This is a genomic window from Vibrio salinus, assembly GCF_021272385.1.
GTDB lineage: Bacteria > Pseudomonadota > Gammaproteobacteria > Enterobacterales > Vibrionaceae > Vibrio > Vibrio salinus.
Genome location: NZ_JAJSDZ010000009.1, coordinates 225,477 through 247,206, shown reverse-complemented (window position 1 = coordinate 247,206; position 21,730 = coordinate 225,477). Strand labels below are relative to the sequence as shown.

Below are 21,730 nucleotides of genomic sequence, written 5' to 3'. Positions count from 1 at the left end.
TTCAATGACAACAAAAGCCTCGCTGACATCATATCGCGAGGCTTTTTTGTATACAAAAGAGGCGTTATCCCGAGATAATTACCTAAGGAAGTTAATTATGTGAAACGACAATTAACCGCAGAGAATCAAGCTGATACTGAGCTTGGTCAATATACACATCTAATGATTGGATCTGCTGCTCCAGAACCGATAATTCATCTTCGCGAATATTTGGGTTTACCGCTTTCAGGGCTTGTAAACGCTCTAGTTCACCATTCAGTACCCGGAACATTTCCTCTTTGGCCTGTTCTCTGATCTTTTTCACCTGCTCAACGGCATACTGTTCGCTTTTTTCGATGAGAAGATGAACCTCCTTCTGAACAGAAGTAATCAGCTTACTCGCCATATGACGGTTAATTGGACTTAACTGACGGTTAAAAGCCTCGAAATCAACCTGAGAGGAAAGATCATTGCCACGGGCATCCAGCATGACGCGAATGGGGGTTTTCGGCAGAAAACGGCTGATACCACTACGCTTCGGTGCCTGAGCATCCACCAGATAAACTAACTCAAGTAACAACGTACCGGGTGGTAATGCCCGGTTTTTCAGAATAGAGACGGCATTGGTACCCACGCCTTCACTCATCAGAAGATCCATACCGCCCTGAATCATAGGGTGTTCCCAACTGATAAAGTGAATGTCTTCCCGTGACAATGCCGTTTCTCTGGAAAACGTCACGGTCGCCCCCTCATAAGGCAGCCCAGGATAACTCGGAACCATCATATGCTCTGATGGTGTCACCACGAGGGCATTTTCACCCTTGTCTTCCTGATGCAGCCCAATCGTATCAAACAAGCTTAATGCGAAAGAAACCAGATTGGTATCCCCATCGGTTTCCGCTATCTGCTTAACGATACTTCTGGCCTTTTCACCACCGTTCGAATGAATTTCCAACAGGCGATCCCGGCCTTTTTCTAACTCAACTTTTAAGGAATCATTGAATTTTGCCGATGACTCGATGACCTCTTCCAAACCTTCTGAGCTGACTTTCGCCAGAAGATCAATCAACTCATCCGCGTAACGGTCAAAGACCGTTCTTCCGGTCGGACAGGTTTCCCCAAACGCATTTAACCCTTCATGGTACCAGCGAGCCAGAATCTCCTGAGAAGTGCCCATCAGGTACGGTATATGAATATCGATATCACGCAGTTGTCCGATACGATCAAGCCGGCCAATACGCTGCTCCAGAAGGTCCGGGTTCAATGGCAGATCAAACATCACCAATTGGTTGGCAAACTGAAAGTTACGCCCTTCCGAACCAATTTCACTACAAATCAGAACCTGAGCGCCCCCCTCTTCCTGAGCAAAGTAAGCAGCCGCTTTATCCCGTTCAATGATGGACATATTTTCATGGAAGACGGTTGCCCGGATACCTTCTCTTTCCCGTAACGCCTGTTCCAGTTGTAATGCCGTACTGGCACGGGAGGCAATAACCAGAATTTTTTCACTGCGCTTTTCTTTCGTCTTTTCAATCAGCCAGTTAACTCGGGGATCAAACTGCCACCAGGACGTTTCATCGCCTTCAAACTCCTGAAAGATTTCTTCCGGATACAGCATTTTAAACGCCCGGGCTTCCAGTGACATTTTTCCACCCAGAATTCCGGCGACCTTCATCGACGTAGCATACTGACCGGGCAATGCCATCGGCAAAAGATGAACCATCCGGTCAGGGAAACCTTTGATTGCAGAACGGGTATTCCGGAACAATACCCGGCCGGTACCATGCCGGTCCATCAAGTGTTCAATCAATTCCTGCCTTGCCATCGCTTTTTCTTCATCGGCAGCATGACTGTCCAATACTTTAAATGCCGGCTCACTATCCTGCTCTGACAATAATTCACTGATGCTGTTTTTAGCTTCGTCGGTTAAAGACTCGCCTTCCAACAGCAGTGACACGGCATTCGCTACCGGTTCATATTGTTCTTCTTCCTTAACAAAAGCGTCATAATCATAGAAACGATCGGAATCCAACAAACGTAAACGGGCAAAGTGACTCTCACGTCCTAACTGCTCAGGGGTTGCGGTCAGTAATAGTACTCCCGAAATCTGCTCAGACAGCGCTTCAACGATTTGGTATCCACGGCTGGGCTTGTCTTCGCTCCACTCCAGATGATGAGCCTCATCAACGACCAATAAATCCCAGTCAGCATCCAATGCCTGCTCAAAACGCCGACGGCTCTTACGCAAGAAATCCAGAGAACAGAGCACCAACTGTTGGGTCTCGAAAGGATTCTCCGCTTCCGCGTAAGCTTCAATGCAGCGCTCTTCATCAAAGATTGAAAAATGAAGATTGAACCGACGCATCATTTCCACCAGCCATTGGTGCTGCAACGTTTCCGGTACAAGGATCAGAACCCGTTCCGCCCGGCCTAAAAGAATCTGCTGATGGATGATCATCCCGGCTTCAATCGTTTTACCCAGTCCAACTTCATCAGCCAGCAACACTCTTGGTGCATTCCTACGCCCCACCTCATGAGCAATATATAATTGATGAGGGATCAGTCCGGCACGCATCCCACACAAACCACGAAACGGACTTTTATTTTGCTCATGTTGGTTTAGCAACGCCCGGTAACGCAAAACAAAATGGTCCATGCGGTCTATTTGTCCTGCAAACAATTTATCCTGTGGCTTGTTAAAACGAATTTGATGACTTAAGAAAATTTCACGTAATTCTACGTGCTCTTCATTCGTATCTGAACGGGTACCGATATACGTAATAACTCCGTTCTCTTCCATGACTTTCTCGACTTTCAGCGACCAGCCTTCCTGACAGTCAACTTCATCACCCTCATTGAAAATAACTCGGGTAACAGGGGCATCATTACGTGAATAAACTCGATTTTCTTCAGATGCTGCAAACATAATTGTGACCGTTCGGGACTCTGTCTGCACCACTGTTCCTAAGCCAAGATCATTTTCTGTGTCGCTAATCCAGCGCTGCCCCACTGCAAATGTCATGAATTGATCACCTCATTATTTTCGTTGTGTATAACCATCTCTGAATAGAGTACTACGATTGAAACCGAATTAAATCCAGTTAGATTTTATTCTGTTATCGGAAAAGGTCGCTAATATTACTCGATGGCGTGACAGAGGTCACGCTCAAATAAAACAATATTCCGGATTTTTACGACGGAAATAAAAACGTAAAAAAAACGTGTCATTGCTATTAAAAGTAAATAGCTTTACTTGTCGTGAAATATCGTATTTTTTGTCAATTGATACAAAGAATGCTATGTTTTAGAAAGTATCAACGGGTTTGCAGTACGTCGGAAGGACACTCACGGCACACTGAGTTCGCTGAGACTCTGGCTGACCTCTATTGCAAATAGATGATTCCTACTAAGCCATTGAAGGCAAAGGAGACGCTTATGGGCGAAACCGAACGGAAACTGTTTGTACTGGATACCAACATCCTCTTGCATGAGCCACTTGCCATCTACTCCTTTCAAGAACATGACGTCGTCATACCCATGACAGTCCTCGAAGAACTTGACCGAATCAAAGACAGTAAACGAGATGTCGCCAGGGATGCCCGCGTTGCAATAAGGGCGCTGGAAGATCTGTTCCATGACGCCACCCCGGAACAAATCTCTGAAGGAATTCCTTTCTCCAAAGAAAAAGAGGCAAAAGGCACCATTTCTATTCTGGCCGACTTCGAATTGCAGGAAACCGTCAAAGCATTTGCGGATAAGGCCGGTGATAACCGAATTCTGAATGCGGTGATCTTTTTACAAAACAAAAAGGCCCCAAGACCCGTTGTTCTGGTCACAAAAGACATCAACATGAGATTGCGGGCCAAAGGCGCCGGAGTGCTTTATGTTGAAGATTACCGAACCGATCAACTCATTGATGACATCCAGTACCTAACCAAAGGTTTTCAACAACGTCCGGGGGATTTTTGGGATAGTGTTGCTGAAGTTGAAAGCCGCACTCTGAATGGAAAGACATATCATACTCTTAACAGGGCGCCTTTCGAACCAACTTATATCAACCAGTATGTCATCGATGAAGACAGCGATTTCGCGGCCCGGGTTGCTGACATAACGGAAGAAACCATCACGCTGAAAGACATGAGTAAAGAGCGGATGATGCACCGCAAAGCCTGGGATATAACGCCTAAAAATGTCTATCAGGCCATGGCCCTTGATGCCTTGCTCGACCCGGATATTGATCTGGTCATTCTGACCGGAGCAGCCGGTAGTGGTAAAACCCTTCTGGCAATGGCTTCTGCCCTTGAGCAAACAGTCGAAAGGAAAATGTTCGATAAAATTATTGTCACCCGTAACACGCCGGATATCGGTGAGTCTATTGGCTTTTTACCGGGTACGGAAGAAGAAAAAATGATGCCCTGGCTGGCGGCCGTCACGGATACTCTGGAAGCATTGCATAAAAATGACCACTGTACAGAAGGCTCTCTAAATTATATCTGTGATAAGGCCAATATTCAGTTTAAGTCCATTAACTTTATGCGGGGACGCTCCATACAGGATGCGTTCGTTCTGCTCGATGAATGCCAGAACCTGACTGCATCTCAGATAAAAACCATTATTACCCGCTGTGGGGAAGGAACGAAAATTGTCTGTTCCGGTAACCTAGCCCAGATAGATTCTCACTATTTGACTCCAGTCACCTCTGGATTAACGTATATGGTCGAACGGTTTAAAAACTTTGAAGGAAGTGCAAATATCCACCTCAATGGTGTCGTTCGTAGCCGGCTGGCAGAATTTGCAGAAGAAAATCTGTAAAATTCATCGGTGTTGCGTGAATATATTATCATTTATATAAAATAATTATTCACAAAAGCCCTCATAATATGTTTAACTAGCCATATTGAAGACTTTTTAGGACTGAGATATGGCTTTCAATCTACGTAACCGTAATTTTCTCAAACTACTGGATTTCACGACAACGGAAATCCAGTTTTTACTTGATCTCGCTGCTGATTTAAAAAAAGCAAAATATACCGGAACAGAACAAAAGCGTCTTGCCGGTAAAAATATCGCGCTTATTTTCGAAAAGTCTTCAACCCGAACCCGTTGTTCATTTGAAGTCGCAGCCTATGATCAAGGTGCCCAGGTTACCTATCTTGGCCCTTCCGGTTCTCAGATCGGCCACAAAGAATCCATGAAAGATACCGCACGGGTATTAGGCCGTATGTATGATGGTATTCAGTATCGTGGCTATGGTCAGGATATTGTGGAAGAACTGGGCGCTTATGCCGGCGTTCCCGTATGGAATGGCCTGACGGACGAGTTCCATCCAACTCAAATCCTCGCAGATTTCATGACCATGCAGGAACACAGCCGGGGCAAGCACCTGCACCAGATAAAGTTCGCCTACCTTGGTGATGCCCAGAATAACATGGGGAACTCACTCATGGTTGGGGCAGCTAAAATGGGCATGGATATCCGCTTAATCGCCCCCAAAGCTTTCTGGCCTGAAGCCTCTCTGGTCAAAGATTGTCAGGCGGTTGCTGAAAAAACAGGCGCAAAAATTACCTTAACGGAAAGCGTTGATGAAGGTGTAAAAGGTTGCGATTTTCTATACACGGATGTCTGGGTTTCAATGGGTGAACCAGAAAAGGCCTGGGATGAACGGGTCGCATTAATGACCCCTTATCAGGTAAATATGGATGTTATCAAAAAGACCGGAAATCCGCATGTTAAGTTTATGCACTGTCTGCCAGCCTTTCATAATGATGAAACAACGGTTGGGAAGGAAGTTGCCGAAAAATACGGAATGAACGGTCTGGAAGTAACCGAAGATGTGTTTGAGTCAGAGCATTCCATTGTCTTTGATGAAGCAGAGAACCGTATGCATACCATCAAAGCTATCATGGTTGCCACCTTAGGCTCATAATAAAACAAAATTGCCAATTATTTTCCGGATGTAATCGCTTGCACTCACACTTCTTAAGCGTATAATCTGGGGCGATTTATCTAGGGGGATGAAATGACTGACCCAATTGTCGCAACAATGCAATGGTCTGATGGTAAGTGGTTCTGCTTATCTGGTCTTTTCATTTCCTTTTTCATTTGAATTCAAAACCTCCCATTTCGGGGGGTTTTTTTATGTCTGTCATATAGTAGGGAAGATGATCATGGCTAATACGCTTTACAATAAGCATATTATTTCTATTCCGGAACTCACCCGTGAAGAACTGGAACTTATCGTAAAAACAGCCGGTGAGCTAAAAAAAGAGCAAAAACCAGATTTAATCAAAAATAAAGTGGTTGCCAGTTGTTTTTTCGAACCTTCAACCCGTACTCGTTTATCTTTCGAAACCGCAATACAACGCATCGGTGGGAGTGTTATCGGCTTTGATAATGACGGAAATACGTCTTTGGCCAAAAAAGGGGAAACCTTGTCCGACTCCGTTCAGGTCATCTCCAATTATGTCGATGCGTTTGTCATGCGCCATCCTCAGGAAGGTGCGGCCCGCTTAGCTTCCGAGTATTCGAATGGGGTTCCAATCATCAATGCTGGAGACGGGTCAAACCAGCACCCAAGCCAAACTCTGCTCGATCTGTTTACAATATCAGAAACACAAGAAAAACTGGATGGGGTTAATATCGCCTTTGTAGGGGATCTGAAGTATGGACGAACCGTTCACTCACTCACTCAGGCTTTGGCAAAATTCAATAACAACCGCTTCTTTTTTATTGCCCCAGAAGCACTGGCGATGCCCGAATACATTCTTGAAGAACTTGATGAAGCTGGCATTGAATACAGCCTTCACACCGATATTGAAAGCGTCATGCCGGAAATCGATATTTTATATATGACCCGTGTGCAACGGGAACGGTTCGATGAATCGGAATACGCCCATATCAAGTCTGCTTTCATCCTAAGTGCAGCACAATTGCATAACGCGAGACCGAATATGAAAATCCTTCATCCTCTGCCACGTATTGATGAAATAACAACCGATGTTGATAACACCCCACATGCGTACTTTTTCCAACAGGCAGGTAATGGTGTTTACGCACGTGAAGCACTATTGGCATTAGTTCTCAACGAAACACTTTAAGGGAGATATCACAGTGGCTAAAGAAACGAAAATGCAGGTTGAAGCAATTAAAAACGGAACAGTTATTGACCATATTCCCTCACAGATAGGCATCAAAGTATTACGTCTTTTTGATATGCACAATTCATCACAAAAAGTGACTATTGGTTTAAATTTACCTTCTTCCGCTTTGGGTTCTAAAGACCTTCTTAAAATTGAAAATGTATTTATTAACGAAGATCAGGCAAGTAAGCTAGCACTCTACGCACCAAATGCAACGGTTAACCAGATTGAAAATTACGAAGTAGTAAAAAAACTGGCCTTAGAACTACCAAAACGCATCAATAATGTCTTTGCCTGCCCTAATAGCAACTGCATAACACACAAAGAACCAGTCGAAACCAGTTTTGCCGTCTCTCAAAAAAATGGCGAAATCCGTTTAAAATGTAAATACTGTGAAAAAGTATTCTCAAGAGACGTTGTGACAGAACGCTAAGTACAATATCGGTGATATCGTAAAACAAGAGCATAAACAGTGCCTTTAGCTCTTTACCCCTAAGAAGAATCAGGGCACACTGGTTCTTCTTACTGTCAAAAACAAAATGGACAAACAATAATGACAAAAGTACTTCACACGGAATCTGCTCCGGCAGCAATTGGTCCTTATGTACAAGGTGTTGATCTTGGTAGCATGGTAATGACTTCTGGTCAGATCCCTATTAACCCGGCAACGGGTGAAATTCCGTCCGATATTGCCTCTCAAGCACGTCAGTCTCTGGAAAACATTAAAGCCATCGTTGAATCATCCGGTCTTACTGTTTCTGACATCGTCAAAATGACCGTATTCGTAAAAGATTTGAATGACTTCGGTACGGTAAATGAAGTCTATGGTAAGTTTTTTGACGAGCACAACGTAGAACATTACCCAGCACGTTCATGTGTCGAAATCGCTCGCTTGCCTAAAGATGTCGGTATCGAAATCGAAGCAATTGCTGTCCGCAAATAATAGGTAGTAGAAAATAAAAGCCGCATTTGCGGCTTTTATTTTCGATGATATCAATTCTAACCGGCGGCGTTTCTTTGCTCGACTTCAGCATCCAGTTCTGCCAGTTTTTCTTTCATCATTTCACGACAATGGTTAGAAAGTTCTCTGACATTCTCCTTTGTATAGCCCTCAGTACTGACAGGGGAAAGCATCTCAACAATAATGGTTCCATTATTCCAGCGATTCAGCTTTAAATGATCCGTTGAACTGCAAACAATAGGAACAACCGGTACACCAGCACCAATAGCAGCATGAAAAGCACCCGTTTTAAATGGTAAAAGCCCCCGGCCTCTCGAACGAGTACCTTCCGGGAACATCCATATTGAAACATCAGATTCTTTAATGCTATTTACAACCTGATCAATCGTCCCTTTTGCCTTTGTCTTATTTGCCCGGTCAATCAGGATATTTCCTGTCAGCCAGTAGATTTGTCCGAACAAGGGTAACCAAACCAAACTTTTCTTACCAACCGTTACTACTTTCGGTGTCACTGCTCCGGCCAGAGTAAACATATCCCAGTTACTTTGGTGGTTAGCTATATAAATATTCTGTCCCTGATGGGACACATTTTCCGGAAGTCTCAACTCAAGTTTAATACCAAACAATTTTGATGTTGACGCAAAAAGACGGCCAAACGTATACACATGCTTTGGATTACGAGGACTAAGCAGACAATAGCCACATCCAAAAACAAATAAAAAAACAGCCATGATAGAAACAGCTAATACACGTAACAGTGCGATCATTCTATTCTCCAAAGGAATAAAAACTCAGATAAAGGCATTCACTGATAAAAAAGCCGAAACTCGGGTTTCGGCTCAAAACAAAGCGTCGTCACAATACTAACTTGGTTCGTGAATTCTCTCAATATTAACGCCAAGTCCCCGCAATTTATCCTCAATCCGTTCATAGCCACGGTCAATATGATAAATGCGATCAACAACGGTCACTCCCCGGGCAATGCACCCGGCAATCACTAAGCTTGCAGATGCCCTTAAATCCGTCGCCATCACCTGAGCACCGCTTAAATAGGGCGTATTATGGCAAATGACGGTATTCCCTTCGATTTCAGCCTTCGCCCCCATACGCATTAACTCAGGCACATGCATAAAGCGATTTTCAAAAATCGTCTCGGTAATAATACCATTACCTTTAGCAATCATATTAAGCAAAGTAAACTGTGCCTGCATATCGGTTGGAAATCCCGGATGGGGAGCGGTACGCACCGTCACTGCCTTTAATTTCCGGCCAGTCATATCCAGAGATATCCAGTCATTACCGGTTTCAATAAGCGCACCGGCTTCCTCCAGTTTTGACAGTACGGCTTCCAGTAAACCGGGACGTGTGTCATAACATGTAATTTTACCTTTAGAGACAGCTGCAGCCACCAGAAACGTTCCCGTTTCAATACGATCCGGAACAACACTATGCTGACCGCCACCGAGTTTTTTCACACCTTCAATACGGATCGTATCTGTACCTGCACCGGTAATTTTCGCACCAATGGCATTAAGAAAATCAGCCGTATCCACAATTTCAGGTTCCCGGGCAGCATTATCTAAAACTGTTTCGCCGTCAGCTAAAGTAGCTGCGCACATCACCGTTATCGTTGCCCCCACGCTCACTTTATCCATAACGATATGAGCACCCTGCAAACGATCCTGAACTTCAGCTTTTACATAACCATCTTCTAATGTAATTTTGGCGCCGAGCTGCTCTAACCCATGGATATGAAGATCAACAGGACGCGCCCCAATAGCACACCCCCCGGGTAAAGAAACCTGACCTTTTCCGAAACGGGCAACCAGAGGGCCTAACGCCCAAATGGACGCCCTCATTGTCTTCACTAAGTCATAAGGTGCACAAAATTCATTAAGACCGCTGGCATCAACAAAAACAGAACCATTACGGTGCACTTTTGCTCCCAGGCGTTTCAACAGCTGCATTGTCGTGTCAATATCCCGAAGATGAGGAACATTTGACACTTCGACGGGTTCTTCAGCAAGAATAGAGGCGAACAAAATCGGCAGAGCCGCATTTTTTGCCCCGGAAATACGGACTTCACCACTTAAAGGCTTATCTGAGCCAATCAGTTTAAACTTTTCCATGACTCAACCTTAAAATGACATCAGTTTTTTATCACGTGCCCAATCACCAGGTGTGTACGTTTTTATCGATAATGCGTGAATGTCATTACGCTTTATATACTCCATCAGCGGCGCATAAATGGTCTGCTGCTTTTTAACTCGGCTCATACCATCAAAAAGGGCATCCACAGCGATCACCTCAAATTGGCTACCTTCACCTTTTACGTGAATCTCCTCAAGGTTCAGTGCTTCATTTAAAATCTGTTCAACCTGTGCACTATCCAAAATCTACCCCTATTCTTGTAATATATGTTTTGAGACGAGTGAAACTACGTTGCTCAATTCAAAAAGTGTCAGTAACTGTTCTGGCACAAAACTCATCATTATATGGCAGTTTTTTATTTTTGCATTCTCTATTAAGTGAATCAGCATCGCCATTCCGGCTGAATCCACCCGTTTTACATCGGCAAGAGAGATAACAACTTCTTTTTCTTCTGGCTGCCATTGTTCCAAGACGGCCCAAAGCGCCGGCACTTCATCCCGGTCTAAAGCCCCCGACAATGCGTAGTCTCTGGTTGATTTTTTAATCCATTGACTATGCATTACTTTCATTCTCAAGCTTAATCGAAACGTCAGACAGAGACTTCAGCTCTTTAGCTACGGCTAAGATACCTTCCTGACGTATTTTGCCACTCCATTCTGATTGCTTACTGGACAATAAACTCACCCCTTCGGCAATCATATCGTAAGCCTTCCATTCACCTGAACGTGAACGACGTAATTTAAAGTCCAGGCGAATATTCGGATTAGGCTCATCAACAATTTCAACCGTTATGGTAGTAATGCGATCTTTTGGCCCCAGTTCAGGCTCAGGACCAAAGACAATTTTCTGGTCTGAGTACTGAGTTAACACCTGAGCATAGCTGGTAATAAGGTATTCCCTGAATGCTTTGATAAACGTCTCGACATCCGATCTTTTGGCTCCTCTCAAATTCGTACCCAAGAGTTTTAATGCCGCATACTTATCATTCACATAAGGCATCAGCTCTTCTGCCACAATAGTCTTTAAGTAATCAGGATTTTTACGAATTTCTTTCTGTTCTGCTTTTAAACGGGCGAAAGTGTGGCTGGAAACCTGATGAATCATTGTGTAAGGATCAGACATATCGATTGTCTTTGCCCCAGCAACAAAAGAAAACATCAAAACAAATAACGCAACAGCATAGCGTTTAAACATAGTTATTTCTCCTGAGTATTTTTATCTGCTTTATTACCATCGTCCCCGACACGATACAAGAACTGTCCTATCAGATTTTCCAGTACAAGTGCTGACTTAGTATCTTCAATCCGGTCACCATTCTTCAGCATTTCGCCTTCTCCTCCCCAAATAAAACCGGGGGTCAAACCGATATATTGCTCTCCAATCAAACCAGATGTCAGAATTTCCAGACTGGAAGTATCCGGGAACTGGTTATAACGTTCATCAATTTGCAGAGTCACTATCGGTCTGAGCGTTTTTTTATCTAAATCAATGGATTCAACCCGGCCAATGACGACCCCTCCGACTTTAACAGGAGAACGAACTTTTAAACTGCCAATATTATCAAACTCAGCAGTGAGTTTATAAGTATCGCCGGAACCCATACTCTTAACATCAGCAACCTGAAAAATAATCACCAGAATTGCGCAAATTCCGGCAAGAACAAAGCCACCGACCCAAAATTCAACTGTACGTGTTTGTCGCATGATTAATTCCCAAACATCAATGCTGTAAGAACAAAATCTAACCCTAAAACTGCTAGAGAAGAATGAACTACGGTTTTTGTTGTTGCTCGACTGATTCCTTCTGACGTCGGAATCGCATCATAGCCATTAAATAATGCTATCCATGTCACAGTGATAGCAAATACAATACACTTAATCGCGCTGTTACCAATATCGTAACCGAGCTCGACCGAAGATTGCATAGCAGACCAGAAACTGCCATGATCGATACCTTTCCAGTCAACACCAACCAGTTGACCACCCCAGATACCCACCGCCATAAAAATCATAGCCAATAGCGGCATCGAAATAACACCGGCCCAGAAACGGGGAGCAATCACACGTTTCAGAGGATCAACAGCCATCATTTCTAAGCTTGAAAGTTGTTCAGTTGCCTTCATCAAACCAATTTCAGCCGTCAACGCTGATCCTGCCCGACCAGCAAATAATAAAGCAGTAACAACCGGTCCCAGCTCTCTCAGTAAAGAAAGCGCGACCATTTGTCCCAAACTGCCTTCAGCGCCATAGTCAACAAGAATGACATACCCCTGCAGGCTGAGAACCATACCAATGAATAATCCCGAAACAACGATAATCGCAAGAGACAGAACACCGACACTATAGAGCTGGCTAATCAGTAAAGGAAAATTCTTAGCAGGCTGAGGACGGCTGACAATCGCACCTAATAATAAAAATGTCGCTCTTCCGAACGACTCACATAAAGCAATCGTTTTATGCCCGGTAGACGTTATAAACTGAATTATATTAGACAACATTAAACAAATCCTTTTCTAACGACTGCGCAGGATGTCGAAATGGGACCGGACCGTCGGCCTGACCTAATAAAAACTGCTGAACTCTGGCATCCTGATTGTTTTTCAACTCATCTGGAGTCCCGCTGGCAATCACCTTACCATCAGCCAGAATATAAGCCCAGTCGGCAATACTCATCACCTCAGGAACGTCATGAGAGACAATCACAGAAGTCAGATTAAGCGCCTGATTCAATTTCGATATAAGTTCAACCAACACTCCCATCGTCATTGGGTCCTGGCCGACGAAAGGTTCATCATACATGATCAAATCCGGATCCAGCGCGATAGCTCTTGCCAGCGCTGCCCTACGAGCCATCCCACCGGACAACTCGCTAGGCATTAACCCTGCTGCGCCTCTCAAACCAACAGACTCCAGCTTTAACAGTACAATAGTACGAATGATATCGTCACTTAACCCGGTATGCTCCCGAATAGGGAAAGCCACATTATCGAAAACATTCAGGTCAGTAAATAAGGCCCCCGACTGAAAAAGCATACTCATTTTTTTTCTGGCCTGATACAGGTTAGTCCGGGACAATGCCGGAATATTAACCCCATCAAACCAGATTTCACCCTGCTCCGGCAGCAACTGCCCACCAATAAGACGTAACAGAGTCGTTTTCCCAATACCCGATGGTCCCATAATGGCAGTAATTTTACCTCTGGGTACGTGTAAAGACACATCATCAAAAATCTTACGCTCACCCCGCGTAAACGTCAGATGATTCATAGAAACCAAATTGGTATCGGACATGTTAAATTATCCATTTGTGATAATGAAAATGAATGTGCAATCTTAAGCACTACAGAAAAAAATTAAAAGCACTGTTCAATTAACAATTTTACAATAGTTATGAAAATCTGCATTTTTTCTTATAGCTAATGATAATATACTCATTCTGTTTTTAGTCAGACAAAAAGCGAAATTTTGTCATAAAAAGTAAAATGGATTCACCCGAATGTCGAATATAAACTCAAAAACAGGTCTATATCGTAAGATTACTGCGAGAAATTAAGAAGTTCGTCTTCCCTTTTTTCTGCTGAAACGTCAAAATTAACTGTTAAAAATTTACTTTGCCATCAGGAATTGTCATGCTTATTGCTGTAACCTTGCTTATTGCCGGACTCATTCTACTCGTTTGGAGTGCAGATAAATTAGTCTATGGTGCTGCAGCCGTAGCTAAGAATATTGGGGTCTCCCCCCTAATCATCGGTATGACAATTTTAGCAATGGGTTCATCAGCTCCTGAGATGATGGTTTCTGCTGCCGCGGCACTGAATGGGAAAACAGATACAGCCGTTGGTAATGTTCTGGGATCAAATATTGCCAATATCGCTTTAATCCTTGGCATTTCAGCCATGGTAAAACCGCTGTCTATCAGCTCGGGAATATTACGCCGCGAACTACCGCTGATGATTGGTGTCACACTATTAACCGGTGTATTACTCTGGGACAGTAATCTCGGATTTTACGAAGGTGTATTATTATTTGTTTTGTTTGCCGTATTCATACTGGCAATGATAAAAATCAGCCGTTCAGAAAAAAACAGAAATGACGCACTTATAGAAGAACAGGAATCAGAAATTCCAGAGGGCGTCAGTAATAAGTCCGCCGTCTTATGGCTCATTGTCGGCTTGGTTTTATTGCCACTATCAGCGAATTTACTTGTCGATAATGCCGTTGTTATCGCAAAATATTTTGGAATGAGTGACCTTGTCATCGGCCTGACCATTATCGCAATAGGGACCAGTTTACCTGAACTGGCCGCCTCTCTTGCTGGTGTATTAAAAGGCGAAGATGACATGGCTGTCGGCAATATTATTGGCTCAAATGTATTTAATATTTTGGCAGTAATGGGGATTCCCGGTATATTACATCCTTCTGTTTTAAGCCCATACGCTATGAGCCGTGATTATTGGGTAATGCTGGCGCTGTCGTTATTGCTCGTTGTAATGGCATTGGGCAAATCCCGAAGTATTAGCCGTGTTGAAGGTGCAATTCTGTTTTTATGTTTTATCGCCTATCAGACTTACTTGTTTATGAATATGGCTGCGTAACGTATTTGGAGTAAGTCATGTCAGAAAAATTTGATTATCAATCAGCAGCCAAACAGGTACTAAAAACTGAAATAGCTGGTTTAGTAGAATTAGAAAAATACATTAATGATGATTTCGTCCATGCCTGTGAGCTGATGCTGAATAGCGTCACAGGGAAAATAATCGTTATGGGGATGGGTAAATCCGGACATATTGGACGAAAAATGGCTGCCACCTTTGCCAGTACAGGCAGTTCCGCCTTTTTTGTTCACCCGGGAGAAGCATCCCATGGTGATCTTGGGATGGTTGAAGAAAATGATGTTGTTATTGCCATTTCCTATTCTGGTGAATCTAACGAAATTTTATCTTTATTCCCGATACTAAAACGCCGTTCAATCCGGGTCATCAGTATGACGGGTAACCCTGAATCTTCAATGGCTCAACTGTCAGATATTCATCTGCAGGTTACAATCCCGGAAGAAGCCTGTCCTTTAGGCTTGGCTCCAACAACCAGTACAACCGCCACATTGGTTTTAGGTGATGCTATGGCTATCGCTTTATTACAGGCCAGAGGGTTTACCAAAGAAGATTTTGCGTTATCTCATCCGGGCGGTGCTCTGGGACGTAAACTGTTACTGTTACTGGAAGACATTATGCATTCAGGAGAAGAACTGCCTAAAGTCTTTCCTCAGGCTCTGGTAAAAGAAGCATTACTGGAAATCAGTCAGAAAGGATTAGGAATGACAACCATCGTCGATCATGACGATACACTTTTAGGTCTTTTCACGGATGGCGATCTCAGACGAATTCTGGATAAAAAAATTGATATCCATAATGCTAAAATATATGAAGTCATGACTCACAGCCCAACAACAGCCTCCCCTAAAACTTTGGCTGTTGAAGGTTTAAATCTAATGCAGGATAAACGCATAAATGGATTAATCCTTGTTGATTCAAACAGAAAAGTCGTCGGCGCATTAAATATGCACGATTTATTGAAAGCTGGAGTAATGTAATTCATGTCAGATTTAGTTACGACAATTTATGGACAGACAACACAAAAAGTTTGGGATATTGCTAAAAATGTCAAACTGCTCATTTGTGATGTCGATGGCGTTCTTTCTGATGGGTTAATTTACATGGGTAATCAGGGAGAAGAACTAAAAACCTTTCACACTCTGGATGGATACGGCATAAAATCTATTTTGAATGCCGGGATTGAAGTTGCCATTATTACCGGGAAAACGTCTAAGATTGTCGAGAATCGGATGTCCACCTTGGGAGTATCCCTCGTTTATCAGGGACAAAGTGATAAACTGCTCGCTTTTAGTGACATTTGCAGCAAATTAGCCATCCGGCCGGAGGAAATGGCATACATTGGTGACGATTTGTTTGACTGGCCGGTAATGGAAAAAGTGGGATTAAAAGTTTGTGTTGCTAACGGGCACCCCCTGCTGAAAAAGAAAGCCAACTATATTACGCATATCAAGGGGGGATATGGGGCGGTCAGAGAAGTATGCGATCTTATACTGGAAGCTCGTGGTGAACTCGAGGTCCACAAGGGTCTTAGTATATGAGTTTATCTCGTATTATTTATGTATTACTCTTCTTTGTAGCCACATGGAGTGGCTACTACCTGTTGGAAAGTCAGCGTCAGGCCGATATTCAGGTTGCGCCTAATTTAGAACTGCCAACATTTAGCGGTGAAACATTAACAAACACTTCCTATAGCACAAAAGGAATTCGTAATTATGTCATCACGTCAACTCATCTTGATTACTATGCCAAAAGTGGTAATACCATTTTCGAAAAACCCATTTTGAGAATTTATAAAAATGGCACTGTCGTTGAATGGAAGATCACGGCACAAAGAGGCATATTAACCGATAATAAAATACTGACGCTTTATGACAATGTTATCGCCAATAATTTGCTTACGGACTCATCGTTTGATTCAATGAGTACCGCAAAGTTAAGCATTGACCTTGTTAGCAGAGACTTTTGGACAGAAACAAAAGTGAAATTACAAGGCCAACAATTTAAGACGGTTGGTCAATCAATGAAAGGCAACTTTGCCGACCAAAATGCGTTACTTTACAACCACGTACAGGGTAGATATGAAAATCTCACACCTTAGTTTATTAACTTGCTTGCTTGCTGCTCCATGCGCGTGGGCTCTATCGACAGACAGCCAACAGCCTGTTTATATCGATTCAGACAGTCAACAACTAGACTTAAAAAGTAATAAAGTGACTTTTGTTGGAAACGTCACCCTGAAGCAGGGCAGTATTAATATGAATGCCGAAAAACTGGTCGTCATTCGTGATGCTAAAGATGGGAAAATACAGGAAATACAGGGATTTGGAAATCTCGCAACATTTTCTCAGCTGACTGATGAAGGCAAGACACTTTATGGCGAAGCAAAAAAATTAAATTATCAAATGGCAAAAGATCAGCTTACAATGACGGATCAGGCGATGTTATCTCAGGATGATAGCGTGATAAAAAGTAAACAAATCCGCTATAAAATATCAGAGCAAAAGCTAATCGCTGACAGTAAAAATTCGAGTGGCCGGGTATCCACGATACTTCAGCCTCAGGCAACGAATAAATAAGTCAAAATATGGCAATACTTAAAGCACAACATTTAGCGAAGAGCTACAAGAAAAGAAAGGTGGTTTCAGACGTCAGCCTATCGGTGAATTCCGGTCAGATCGTCGGACTTCTGGGTCCGAATGGCGCAGGAAAAACCACCTCTTTTTATATGATCGTTGGCCTCGTGGCCAGGGATGAAGGCAATATCAGCATTGATGGACAGGATATCAGCATTTTACCGATGCACAGCCGCTCAAAGATGGGGATCGGATACCTGCCTCAGGAAGCATCGATATTTCGCAAATTATCCGTGGAAGACAATATCATGGCAGTTCTGCAAACCCGGGAAGAACTTTCCCGTGAAGAACGACAGGATAAACTTGAAGATCTCCTTGATGAGTTCCATATAGATCATATAAGGCAAAACACCGGGATGTCACTGTCTGGAGGAGAGAGACGCCGTGTAGAAATTGCACGTGCACTGGCTGCCAATCCAAAGTTTATTTTACTGGATGAGCCTTTTGCGGGCGTGGATCCCATTTCTGTTATTGATATAAAGAAAATAATAGAACATTTGAGAGACCGAGGACTCGGCGTACTGATTACGGATCATAACGTTCGTGAAACCTTGGATGTTTGTGAAAAAGCCTATATTGTTAGTCAAGGGTCGTTAATTGCTGAAGGCTCGCCCGATGATGTACTCAATAACGAGCAGGTAAAACAGGTTTATCTCGGCGAACAATTCCGACTATGATTAAGTAACCAGTAAGAAAAATTAAGAACAATAAGGTAACCCATACTGAATGAAACCTTCATTACAACTCAAGTTAGGCCAACAATTAGCAATGACACCTCAGTTGCAGCAGGCAATACGCTTGTTGCAGTTGTCTACGCTCGACCTCCAACAAGAGATTCAGGAAGCTCTGGATTCCAATCCGCTTCTTGATGTTGATGAAGGATATGAAGATGTAAATGCCGAAGGCAATAGCACCAAAACCGAAGAAAAAGAACCCACTGCCGATGCCGGTGATAGTGCTGAACCGGAAGCACCGGACAGCTCTGATATGATTGAAAAATCGGAAATCAGTTCTGAACTGGAAATTGATACTACATGGGAAGACGTATACAGTGCCAATACTGGCAGTACTGGTATTGCGATTGACGATGACACTCCTGTGTATCAGGGAGAAACAACCCAATCCCTGCCAGATTATTTGATGTGGCAGTTAGACTTAACCCCTTTTTCAGATAATGACCGTCTGATTGCCATTGCCATCATCGATGCCATTGATGAGTATGGTTATCTTACCATTTCCCCTCAGGATCTTGTTGAAAGCCTCAGTCAAAGCAATGACGATGAGCCCCTTGAAATCGAAGAAGTTGAGGCCGTCAGAAAACGCATACAACAGTTTGATCCTTTGGGTGTTGCTTCTCTAAATCTTCAAGATTGTTTACTACTGCAACTAACAAAATATCCGGAAGACACACCTCATCTTGCAGAGGCAAAACTCTTATTAAGCGATCATATCGATCAATTGGGAAACCGGGATTACAAGCTAATCTTAAAAGAAACTAAACTGAAAGAAGAAGAATTAATTGATGCTCTGCAACTAATACAGGAACTGAATCCTCGTCCGGGTAATGAAATAAATACCGAGCACGCAGAATACGTCATTCCGGATGTATCAGTCACCAAAGAACGTGGTCAATGGAAAGTAACAATTAATCCAGATAGCGTTCCCCGTTTAAAAGTAAATCAGCAATATGCAGAGCTAGGCAGAGGAAACAGTGCCGATAGCAACTATATCCGAACGAATTTACAAGAAGCAAAATGGTTAATTAAAAGTTTAGAGAGTCGAAACGAGACCTTACTCAAAGTTGCCAGATGTATAGTTGAACATCAACGTGATTTCTTTGAGTATGGTGAAGAAGCGATGAAGCCAATGGTCCTCAATGATGTTGCTCTGGCTGTTGATATGCATGAGTCAACGATCTCACGAGTGACCACACAAAAATTTATGCATACCCCTCGGGGAATTTTCGAACTGAAGTACTTTTTCTCAAGCCATGTCAGTACTGACAGTGGTGGAGAATGTTCATCGACTGCAATTAGAGCACTTATAAAAAAACTGGTTGCGGCAGAAAATCCGGCCAAGCCATTAAGTGATAACAAAATTGCAGCACTACTCGCTGACCAGGGAATTAAGGTAGCCCGAAGAACCATTGCAAAATATCGTGAGTCTTTAGGGATTGCCCCTTCCAGTCAGCGCAAACGCCTGCTTTAGGCCTAACAGAGAAGGAAAGTCTATGCAAATCAATATTAATGGCCATCACATTGATCTCACCGATTCAATGCAAGACTATGTTCACTCGAAGTTTGAAAAGCTTGAACGATTTTTTGATCAAATCAGTAATGTCCAAGTAATATTACGTGTCGAAAAACTCCAGCAAATTGCTGAAGCAACATTGCACGTTAGCCAAGGCGAGATACACGCGACAGCAGAAAATGAAAATATGTATGCTGCTATCGATAATTTAGTTGATAAACTAGTTCGTCAATTGAATAAGCATAAAGAAAAATTAAGTAGCCACTAATCATGCAACTAACTGATGTACTAACGCTGGACTGCACAAAAAGTGCAGTCCCATGCTCAAGCAAAAAACGAGCTTTAGAAATTATTTGTGAGATAGCTTCTGAACATTGTGGACAAGAAGCCTCCGAGCTGTTTTCCGGTATGCTTGCGCGCGAGAAAATGGGCAGTACAGGTATTGGCAATGGCATCGCCATTCCTCATGCCAGAATGGCATCCGCTCACAAAGCTCTGGCCGTACTGATCCAGTGTGAAGAACCCATCGAGTTTGATGCCATCGATAACCGGCCCGTTGATATTCTTTTCGCTCTGCTGGTTCCGGAAGAACAATGTAAAGAACATCTGAAAACACTGGCATGTATGGCAGAAAGACTGAATAATAAACAAATATTAAAACAGCTACGTAAAGCTCAGTCAGATCAGGAACTGTATTCTATTATGGTGGATGAGTATTAATTACTCTTAGACAGGAATAATTTATATGCGCCTTATCGTTGTCAGCGGCCAGTCCGGAGCCGGGAAAAGCGTTGCATTACGTGTTCTGGAAGATCTTGGCTACTACTGTGTCGATAACCTGCCCGTTGATTTATTCGACGCTTTTATTCAATCCACACAATCAAGCAAACAAAATGTTGCTGTCAGTATTGATATCCGTAACTTACCCAAAGATCCCTCATCGATAGGAAAAAAATTAGAGCCATTAAAACAGTCTAACGATGTCAATGTTATCTTTCTCGATGCCAATGAAGATGCCCTGTTAAAACGCTACAGCGAAACCAGACGGGTTCATCCTCTTTCTCTTGGAGATGGGAAACTGACACTGGCTCAGGCTATAAAGCTTGAAAAATCAATACTTGAACCCCTCAAAGAACATGCTGATTTCATTATTGACAGTACTCTGAAATCTATTCATGACCTAAGTGAAACCGTCCGGACTTACGTTGATGGAAGAGAGCGAAAACAACTGATTATGATCTTTCAGTCCTTCGGATTCAAATACGGTATTCCAACCGATTCTGATTTCGTATTTGACGTTCGTTTTCTTCCAAACCCACACTGGGATCCCAATTTACGGCCTTTCACCGGACTCGATGCGCCGGTTAAATCATTTTTAGAAGCGCAACACGACGTCATGGAAATGAAGAAACAACTCCAGCATTTTGTTGAATATTGGCTACCATTACTAGAAACCAATAACAGAAGTTATCTGACTATTGCGATAGGTTGCACAGGTGGAAAACACCGTTCAGTCTACCTGACACAACAAATCGGAGAATATTTTTCTCAACTGAACTATAACGTACAGATAAGGCATACCTCGTTAGAAAAAAACCAATAGGTGTTTTATGGCAGCATTAAGCAGAACCGTTCTTATTGAAAACAGACTGGGATTACATGCCAGAGCCGCAATGAAACTCGTAGAGCTCGCTCAATCATTCAATTCAATTATCACCATAAAGAACCAGGAAGAAAAAGAATCGACAGCAGACGGCGTTATGGGGCTTCTTATGCTTGAATCCGCTCAGGGGCAATACGTGACGATTTCCGCGGAAGGTACCGATGCAGAGCAGGCTCTGGATGCAATATGTCATCTGATTGAAGACAAATTCGACGAAGCGGAATAGTTCTCACATCTTTTTATCGAAATAAGTTCCTCCCGGTAAAAAGTTCTTATTAAATAAGGCTTAGAATTAAGTTACTATTTAATACAGATAATAACTACTCACTTTAAGGAGGATAT

At 43.0% G+C, this 21,730-nt stretch carries 25 protein-coding genes; 16 read left to right on the top strand and 9 right to left on the bottom strand.

All coding sequences use genetic code 11. From position 1 onward, the window contains the following. Nucleotides 1-91: 91 nt before the first annotated feature. Nucleotides 92-3,001 carry an RNA polymerase-associated protein RapA gene (gene rapA / locus LRQ06_RS09265; RefSeq protein ID WP_232766076.1) on the bottom strand — a complete coding sequence of 970 codons (2,910 nt, stop codon included), beginning with the start codon at nt 2,999-3,001 and terminating at the stop codon, nt 92-94. A gap of 413 nt (nt 3,002-3,414) precedes the next feature. On the opposite strand from rapA, the gene LRQ06_RS09260 reads away from it, so the two are divergent. The 5 genes from LRQ06_RS09260 (at nt 3,415) to LRQ06_RS09240 (ending at nt 8,061) form a co-directional block, all read left to right on the top strand. Further along, nucleotides 3,415-4,791, top strand: coding sequence for a PhoH family protein (locus tag LRQ06_RS09260; protein WP_232766075.1), 1,377 nt, complete (start codon nt 3,415-3,417; stop codon nt 4,789-4,791). 109 nt (nt 4,792-4,900) lie between these two features. Then, on the top strand, nt 4,901-5,905 hold the full coding sequence (locus LRQ06_RS09255) for an ornithine carbamoyltransferase (protein ID WP_232766074.1): 1,005 nt from the start codon (nt 4,901-4,903) through the stop codon (nt 5,903-5,905). 241 nt (nt 5,906-6,146) lie between these two features. Beyond that, complete coding sequence (gene pyrB, locus LRQ06_RS09250; RefSeq protein WP_232766073.1) at nt 6,147-7,076, top strand: aspartate carbamoyltransferase; 930 nt, start codon at nt 6,147-6,149, stop codon at nt 7,074-7,076. A 13-nt stretch (nt 7,077-7,089) separates the two neighbouring features. Next, on the top strand, nt 7,090-7,551 hold the full coding sequence (gene pyrI / locus LRQ06_RS09245) for an aspartate carbamoyltransferase regulatory subunit (protein ID WP_232766072.1): 462 nt from the start codon (nt 7,090-7,092) through the stop codon (nt 7,549-7,551). A 120-nt stretch (nt 7,552-7,671) separates the two neighbouring features. Beyond that, nucleotides 7,672-8,061 carry a RidA family protein gene (locus LRQ06_RS09240; protein WP_232766071.1) on the top strand — a complete coding sequence of 130 codons (390 nt, stop codon included), beginning with the start codon at nt 7,672-7,674 and terminating at the stop codon, nt 8,059-8,061. A gap of 56 nt (nt 8,062-8,117) precedes the next feature. Here the strand turns inward: LRQ06_RS09240 and LRQ06_RS09235 are convergent, their stop codons facing one another. The 8 genes from LRQ06_RS09235 to mlaF form a co-directional block, all read right to left on the bottom strand. Beyond that, complete coding sequence (locus LRQ06_RS09235) at nt 8,118-8,846, bottom strand: 1-acylglycerol-3-phosphate O-acyltransferase (protein WP_232766070.1); 729 nt, start codon at nt 8,844-8,846, stop codon at nt 8,118-8,120. 96 nt (nt 8,847-8,942) lie between these two features. Then, nucleotides 8,943-10,208 carry a UDP-N-acetylglucosamine 1-carboxyvinyltransferase gene (murA, locus tag LRQ06_RS09230; RefSeq protein WP_232766069.1) on the bottom strand — a complete coding sequence of 422 codons (1,266 nt, stop codon included), beginning with the start codon at nt 10,206-10,208 and terminating at the stop codon, nt 8,943-8,945. Nucleotides 10,209-10,217: 9 nt separating this feature from the next. Next, entirely contained in the window at nt 10,218-10,472 is a 255-nt protein-coding gene (gene ibaG, locus LRQ06_RS09225; RefSeq protein WP_232766068.1) for a BolA family iron metabolism protein IbaG, read from the bottom strand. Between the two features lie 9 nt (nt 10,473-10,481). Further along, nucleotides 10,482-10,790 carry an STAS domain-containing protein gene (locus tag LRQ06_RS09220; protein WP_373054820.1) on the bottom strand — a complete coding sequence of 103 codons (309 nt, stop codon included), beginning with the start codon at nt 10,788-10,790 and terminating at the stop codon, nt 10,482-10,484. Continuing rightward, on the bottom strand, nt 10,783-11,424 hold the full coding sequence (locus LRQ06_RS09215) for an MlaC/ttg2D family ABC transporter substrate-binding protein (protein WP_232766066.1): 642 nt from the start codon (nt 11,422-11,424) through the stop codon (nt 10,783-10,785). Before LRQ06_RS09215 ends, LRQ06_RS09220 begins: the two co-directional genes overlap by 8 nt. A gap of 2 nt (nt 11,425-11,426) precedes the next feature. Then, nucleotides 11,427-11,933: an outer membrane lipid asymmetry maintenance protein MlaD gene (gene mlaD, locus LRQ06_RS09210; RefSeq protein ID WP_232766065.1), complete on the bottom strand. Its 507-nt coding sequence runs from the start codon at nt 11,931-11,933 to the stop codon at nt 11,427-11,429. Nucleotides 11,934-11,935: 2 nt separating this feature from the next. Continuing rightward, on the bottom strand, nt 11,936-12,727 hold the full coding sequence (gene mlaE / locus LRQ06_RS09205) for a lipid asymmetry maintenance ABC transporter permease subunit MlaE (protein WP_232766064.1): 792 nt from the start codon (nt 12,725-12,727) through the stop codon (nt 11,936-11,938). Beyond that, the gene (gene mlaF / locus LRQ06_RS09200; protein ID WP_232766063.1) at nt 12,717-13,520 is read right to left on the bottom strand and encodes a phospholipid ABC transporter ATP-binding protein MlaF; all 804 of its coding nucleotides are present in this window, start codon (nt 13,518-13,520) and stop codon (nt 12,717-12,719) included. Before mlaF ends, mlaE begins: the two co-directional genes overlap by 11 nt. A 338-nt stretch (nt 13,521-13,858) precedes the next feature. Here mlaF and LRQ06_RS09195 point away from each other — a divergent pair, with 338 nt between their 5' ends. The 11 genes from LRQ06_RS09195 to LRQ06_RS09145 are packed head-to-tail and all read left to right on the top strand — an operon-like array spanning nt 13,859 to nt 21,614. Further along, nucleotides 13,859-14,824 carry a calcium/sodium antiporter gene (locus tag LRQ06_RS09195; protein WP_232766062.1) on the top strand — a complete coding sequence of 322 codons (966 nt, stop codon included), beginning with the start codon at nt 13,859-13,861 and terminating at the stop codon, nt 14,822-14,824. A 17-nt stretch (nt 14,825-14,841) separates the two neighbouring features. Further along, a complete protein-coding gene (locus LRQ06_RS09190; protein ID WP_232766061.1) occupies nt 14,842-15,819 on the top strand; it encodes a KpsF/GutQ family sugar-phosphate isomerase in 978 nt (325 codons plus the stop codon). Nucleotides 15,820-15,822: 3 nt separating this feature from the next. Next, nucleotides 15,823-16,380 carry a 3-deoxy-manno-octulosonate-8-phosphatase KdsC gene (kdsC, locus tag LRQ06_RS09185; RefSeq protein WP_232766060.1) on the top strand — a complete coding sequence of 186 codons (558 nt, stop codon included), beginning with the start codon at nt 15,823-15,825 and terminating at the stop codon, nt 16,378-16,380. Continuing rightward, nucleotides 16,377-16,940: an LPS export ABC transporter periplasmic protein LptC gene (lptC, locus tag LRQ06_RS09180; RefSeq protein WP_232766059.1), complete on the top strand. Its 564-nt coding sequence runs from the start codon at nt 16,377-16,379 to the stop codon at nt 16,938-16,940. The genes kdsC and lptC overlap by 4 nt, the downstream gene beginning before the upstream one ends. Then, complete coding sequence (lptA, locus tag LRQ06_RS09175; RefSeq protein ID WP_232766058.1) at nt 16,921-17,418, top strand: lipopolysaccharide transport periplasmic protein LptA; 498 nt, start codon at nt 16,921-16,923, stop codon at nt 17,416-17,418. The genes lptC and lptA overlap by 20 nt, the downstream gene beginning before the upstream one ends. A gap of 8 nt (nt 17,419-17,426) precedes the next feature. Then, on the top strand, nt 17,427-18,152 hold the full coding sequence (gene lptB, locus LRQ06_RS09170) for an LPS export ABC transporter ATP-binding protein (RefSeq protein ID WP_232766057.1): 726 nt from the start codon (nt 17,427-17,429) through the stop codon (nt 18,150-18,152). A gap of 49 nt (nt 18,153-18,201) precedes the next feature. Beyond that, entirely contained in the window at nt 18,202-19,683 is a 1,482-nt protein-coding gene (locus tag LRQ06_RS09165) for an RNA polymerase factor sigma-54 (RefSeq protein ID WP_232766056.1), read from the top strand. Between the two features lie 22 nt (nt 19,684-19,705). After that, nucleotides 19,706-19,993 carry a ribosome hibernation promoting factor gene (hpf, locus tag LRQ06_RS09160; protein WP_232766055.1) on the top strand — a complete coding sequence of 96 codons (288 nt, stop codon included), beginning with the start codon at nt 19,706-19,708 and terminating at the stop codon, nt 19,991-19,993. A gap of 2 nt (nt 19,994-19,995) precedes the next feature. Then, nucleotides 19,996-20,445, top strand: a complete 450-nt coding sequence (gene ptsN, locus LRQ06_RS09155) for a PTS IIA-like nitrogen regulatory protein PtsN (protein WP_232766054.1) — start codon at nt 19,996-19,998, stop codon at nt 20,443-20,445. 25 nt (nt 20,446-20,470) lie between these two features. Then, nucleotides 20,471-21,328 carry an RNase adapter RapZ gene (gene rapZ, locus LRQ06_RS09150; RefSeq protein WP_232766053.1) on the top strand — a complete coding sequence of 286 codons (858 nt, stop codon included), beginning with the start codon at nt 20,471-20,473 and terminating at the stop codon, nt 21,326-21,328. A gap of 7 nt (nt 21,329-21,335) precedes the next feature. Continuing rightward, nucleotides 21,336-21,614 (top strand): HPr family phosphocarrier protein, encoded by a 279-nt coding sequence (locus tag LRQ06_RS09145; RefSeq protein ID WP_232766052.1) that lies wholly within the window; start codon nt 21,336-21,338, stop codon nt 21,612-21,614. Nucleotides 21,615-21,730: the final 116 nt, after the last annotated feature.

Coding starts and splice junctions, on each gene's coding strand:
- kdsC (WP_232766060.1), top strand. CDS start 15,823: ATGTCAGATTTAGTTACGACAATTTATGGACAGACAACACAAAAAGTT.
- lptB (WP_232766057.1), top strand. CDS start 17,427: ATGGCAATACTTAAAGCACAACATTTAGCGAAGAGCTACAAGAAAAGA.
- LRQ06_RS09215 (WP_232766066.1), bottom strand. CDS start 11,424: ATGTTTAAACGCTATGCTGTTGCGTTATTTGTTTTGATGTTTTCTTTT.
- lptA (WP_232766058.1), top strand. CDS start 16,921: ATGAAAATCTCACACCTTAGTTTATTAACTTGCTTGCTTGCTGCTCCA.
- rapA (WP_232766076.1), bottom strand. CDS start 3,001: ATGACATTTGCAGTGGGGCAGCGCTGGATTAGCGACACAGAAAATGAT.
- LRQ06_RS09240 (WP_232766071.1), top strand. CDS start 7,672: ATGACAAAAGTACTTCACACGGAATCTGCTCCGGCAGCAATTGGTCCT.
- LRQ06_RS09255 (WP_232766074.1), top strand. CDS start 4,901: ATGGCTTTCAATCTACGTAACCGTAATTTTCTCAAACTACTGGATTTC.
- LRQ06_RS09165 (WP_232766056.1), top strand. CDS start 18,202: ATGAAACCTTCATTACAACTCAAGTTAGGCCAACAATTAGCAATGACA.
- rapZ (WP_232766053.1), top strand. CDS start 20,471: ATGCGCCTTATCGTTGTCAGCGGCCAGTCCGGAGCCGGGAAAAGCGTT.
- mlaE (WP_232766064.1), bottom strand. CDS start 12,727: ATGTTGTCTAATATAATTCAGTTTATAACGTCTACCGGGCATAAAACG.
- LRQ06_RS09235 (WP_232766070.1), bottom strand. CDS start 8,846: ATGATCGCACTGTTACGTGTATTAGCTGTTTCTATCATGGCTGTTTTT.
- hpf (WP_232766055.1), top strand. CDS start 19,706: ATGCAAATCAATATTAATGGCCATCACATTGATCTCACCGATTCAATG.
- mlaF (WP_232766063.1), bottom strand. CDS start 13,520: ATGTCCGATACCAATTTGGTTTCTATGAATCATCTGACGTTTACGCGG.
- pyrB (WP_232766073.1), top strand. CDS start 6,147: ATGGCTAATACGCTTTACAATAAGCATATTATTTCTATTCCGGAACTC.
- LRQ06_RS09195 (WP_232766062.1), top strand. CDS start 13,859: ATGCTTATTGCTGTAACCTTGCTTATTGCCGGACTCATTCTACTCGTT.
- LRQ06_RS09190 (WP_232766061.1), top strand. CDS start 14,842: ATGTCAGAAAAATTTGATTATCAATCAGCAGCCAAACAGGTACTAAAA.
- mlaD (WP_232766065.1), bottom strand. CDS start 11,933: ATGCGACAAACACGTACAGTTGAATTTTGGGTCGGTGGCTTTGTTCTT.
- ptsN (WP_232766054.1), top strand. CDS start 19,996: ATGCAACTAACTGATGTACTAACGCTGGACTGCACAAAAAGTGCAGTC.
- LRQ06_RS09220 (WP_373054820.1), bottom strand. CDS start 10,790: ATGCATAGTCAATGGATTAAAAAATCAACCAGAGACTACGCATTGTCG.
- lptC (WP_232766059.1), top strand. CDS start 16,377: ATGAGTTTATCTCGTATTATTTATGTATTACTCTTCTTTGTAGCCACA.
- LRQ06_RS09260 (WP_232766075.1), top strand. CDS start 3,415: ATGGGCGAAACCGAACGGAAACTGTTTGTACTGGATACCAACATCCTC.
- murA (WP_232766069.1), bottom strand. CDS start 10,208: ATGGAAAAGTTTAAACTGATTGGCTCAGATAAGCCTTTAAGTGGTGAA.
- LRQ06_RS09145 (WP_232766052.1), top strand. CDS start 21,336: ATGGCAGCATTAAGCAGAACCGTTCTTATTGAAAACAGACTGGGATTA.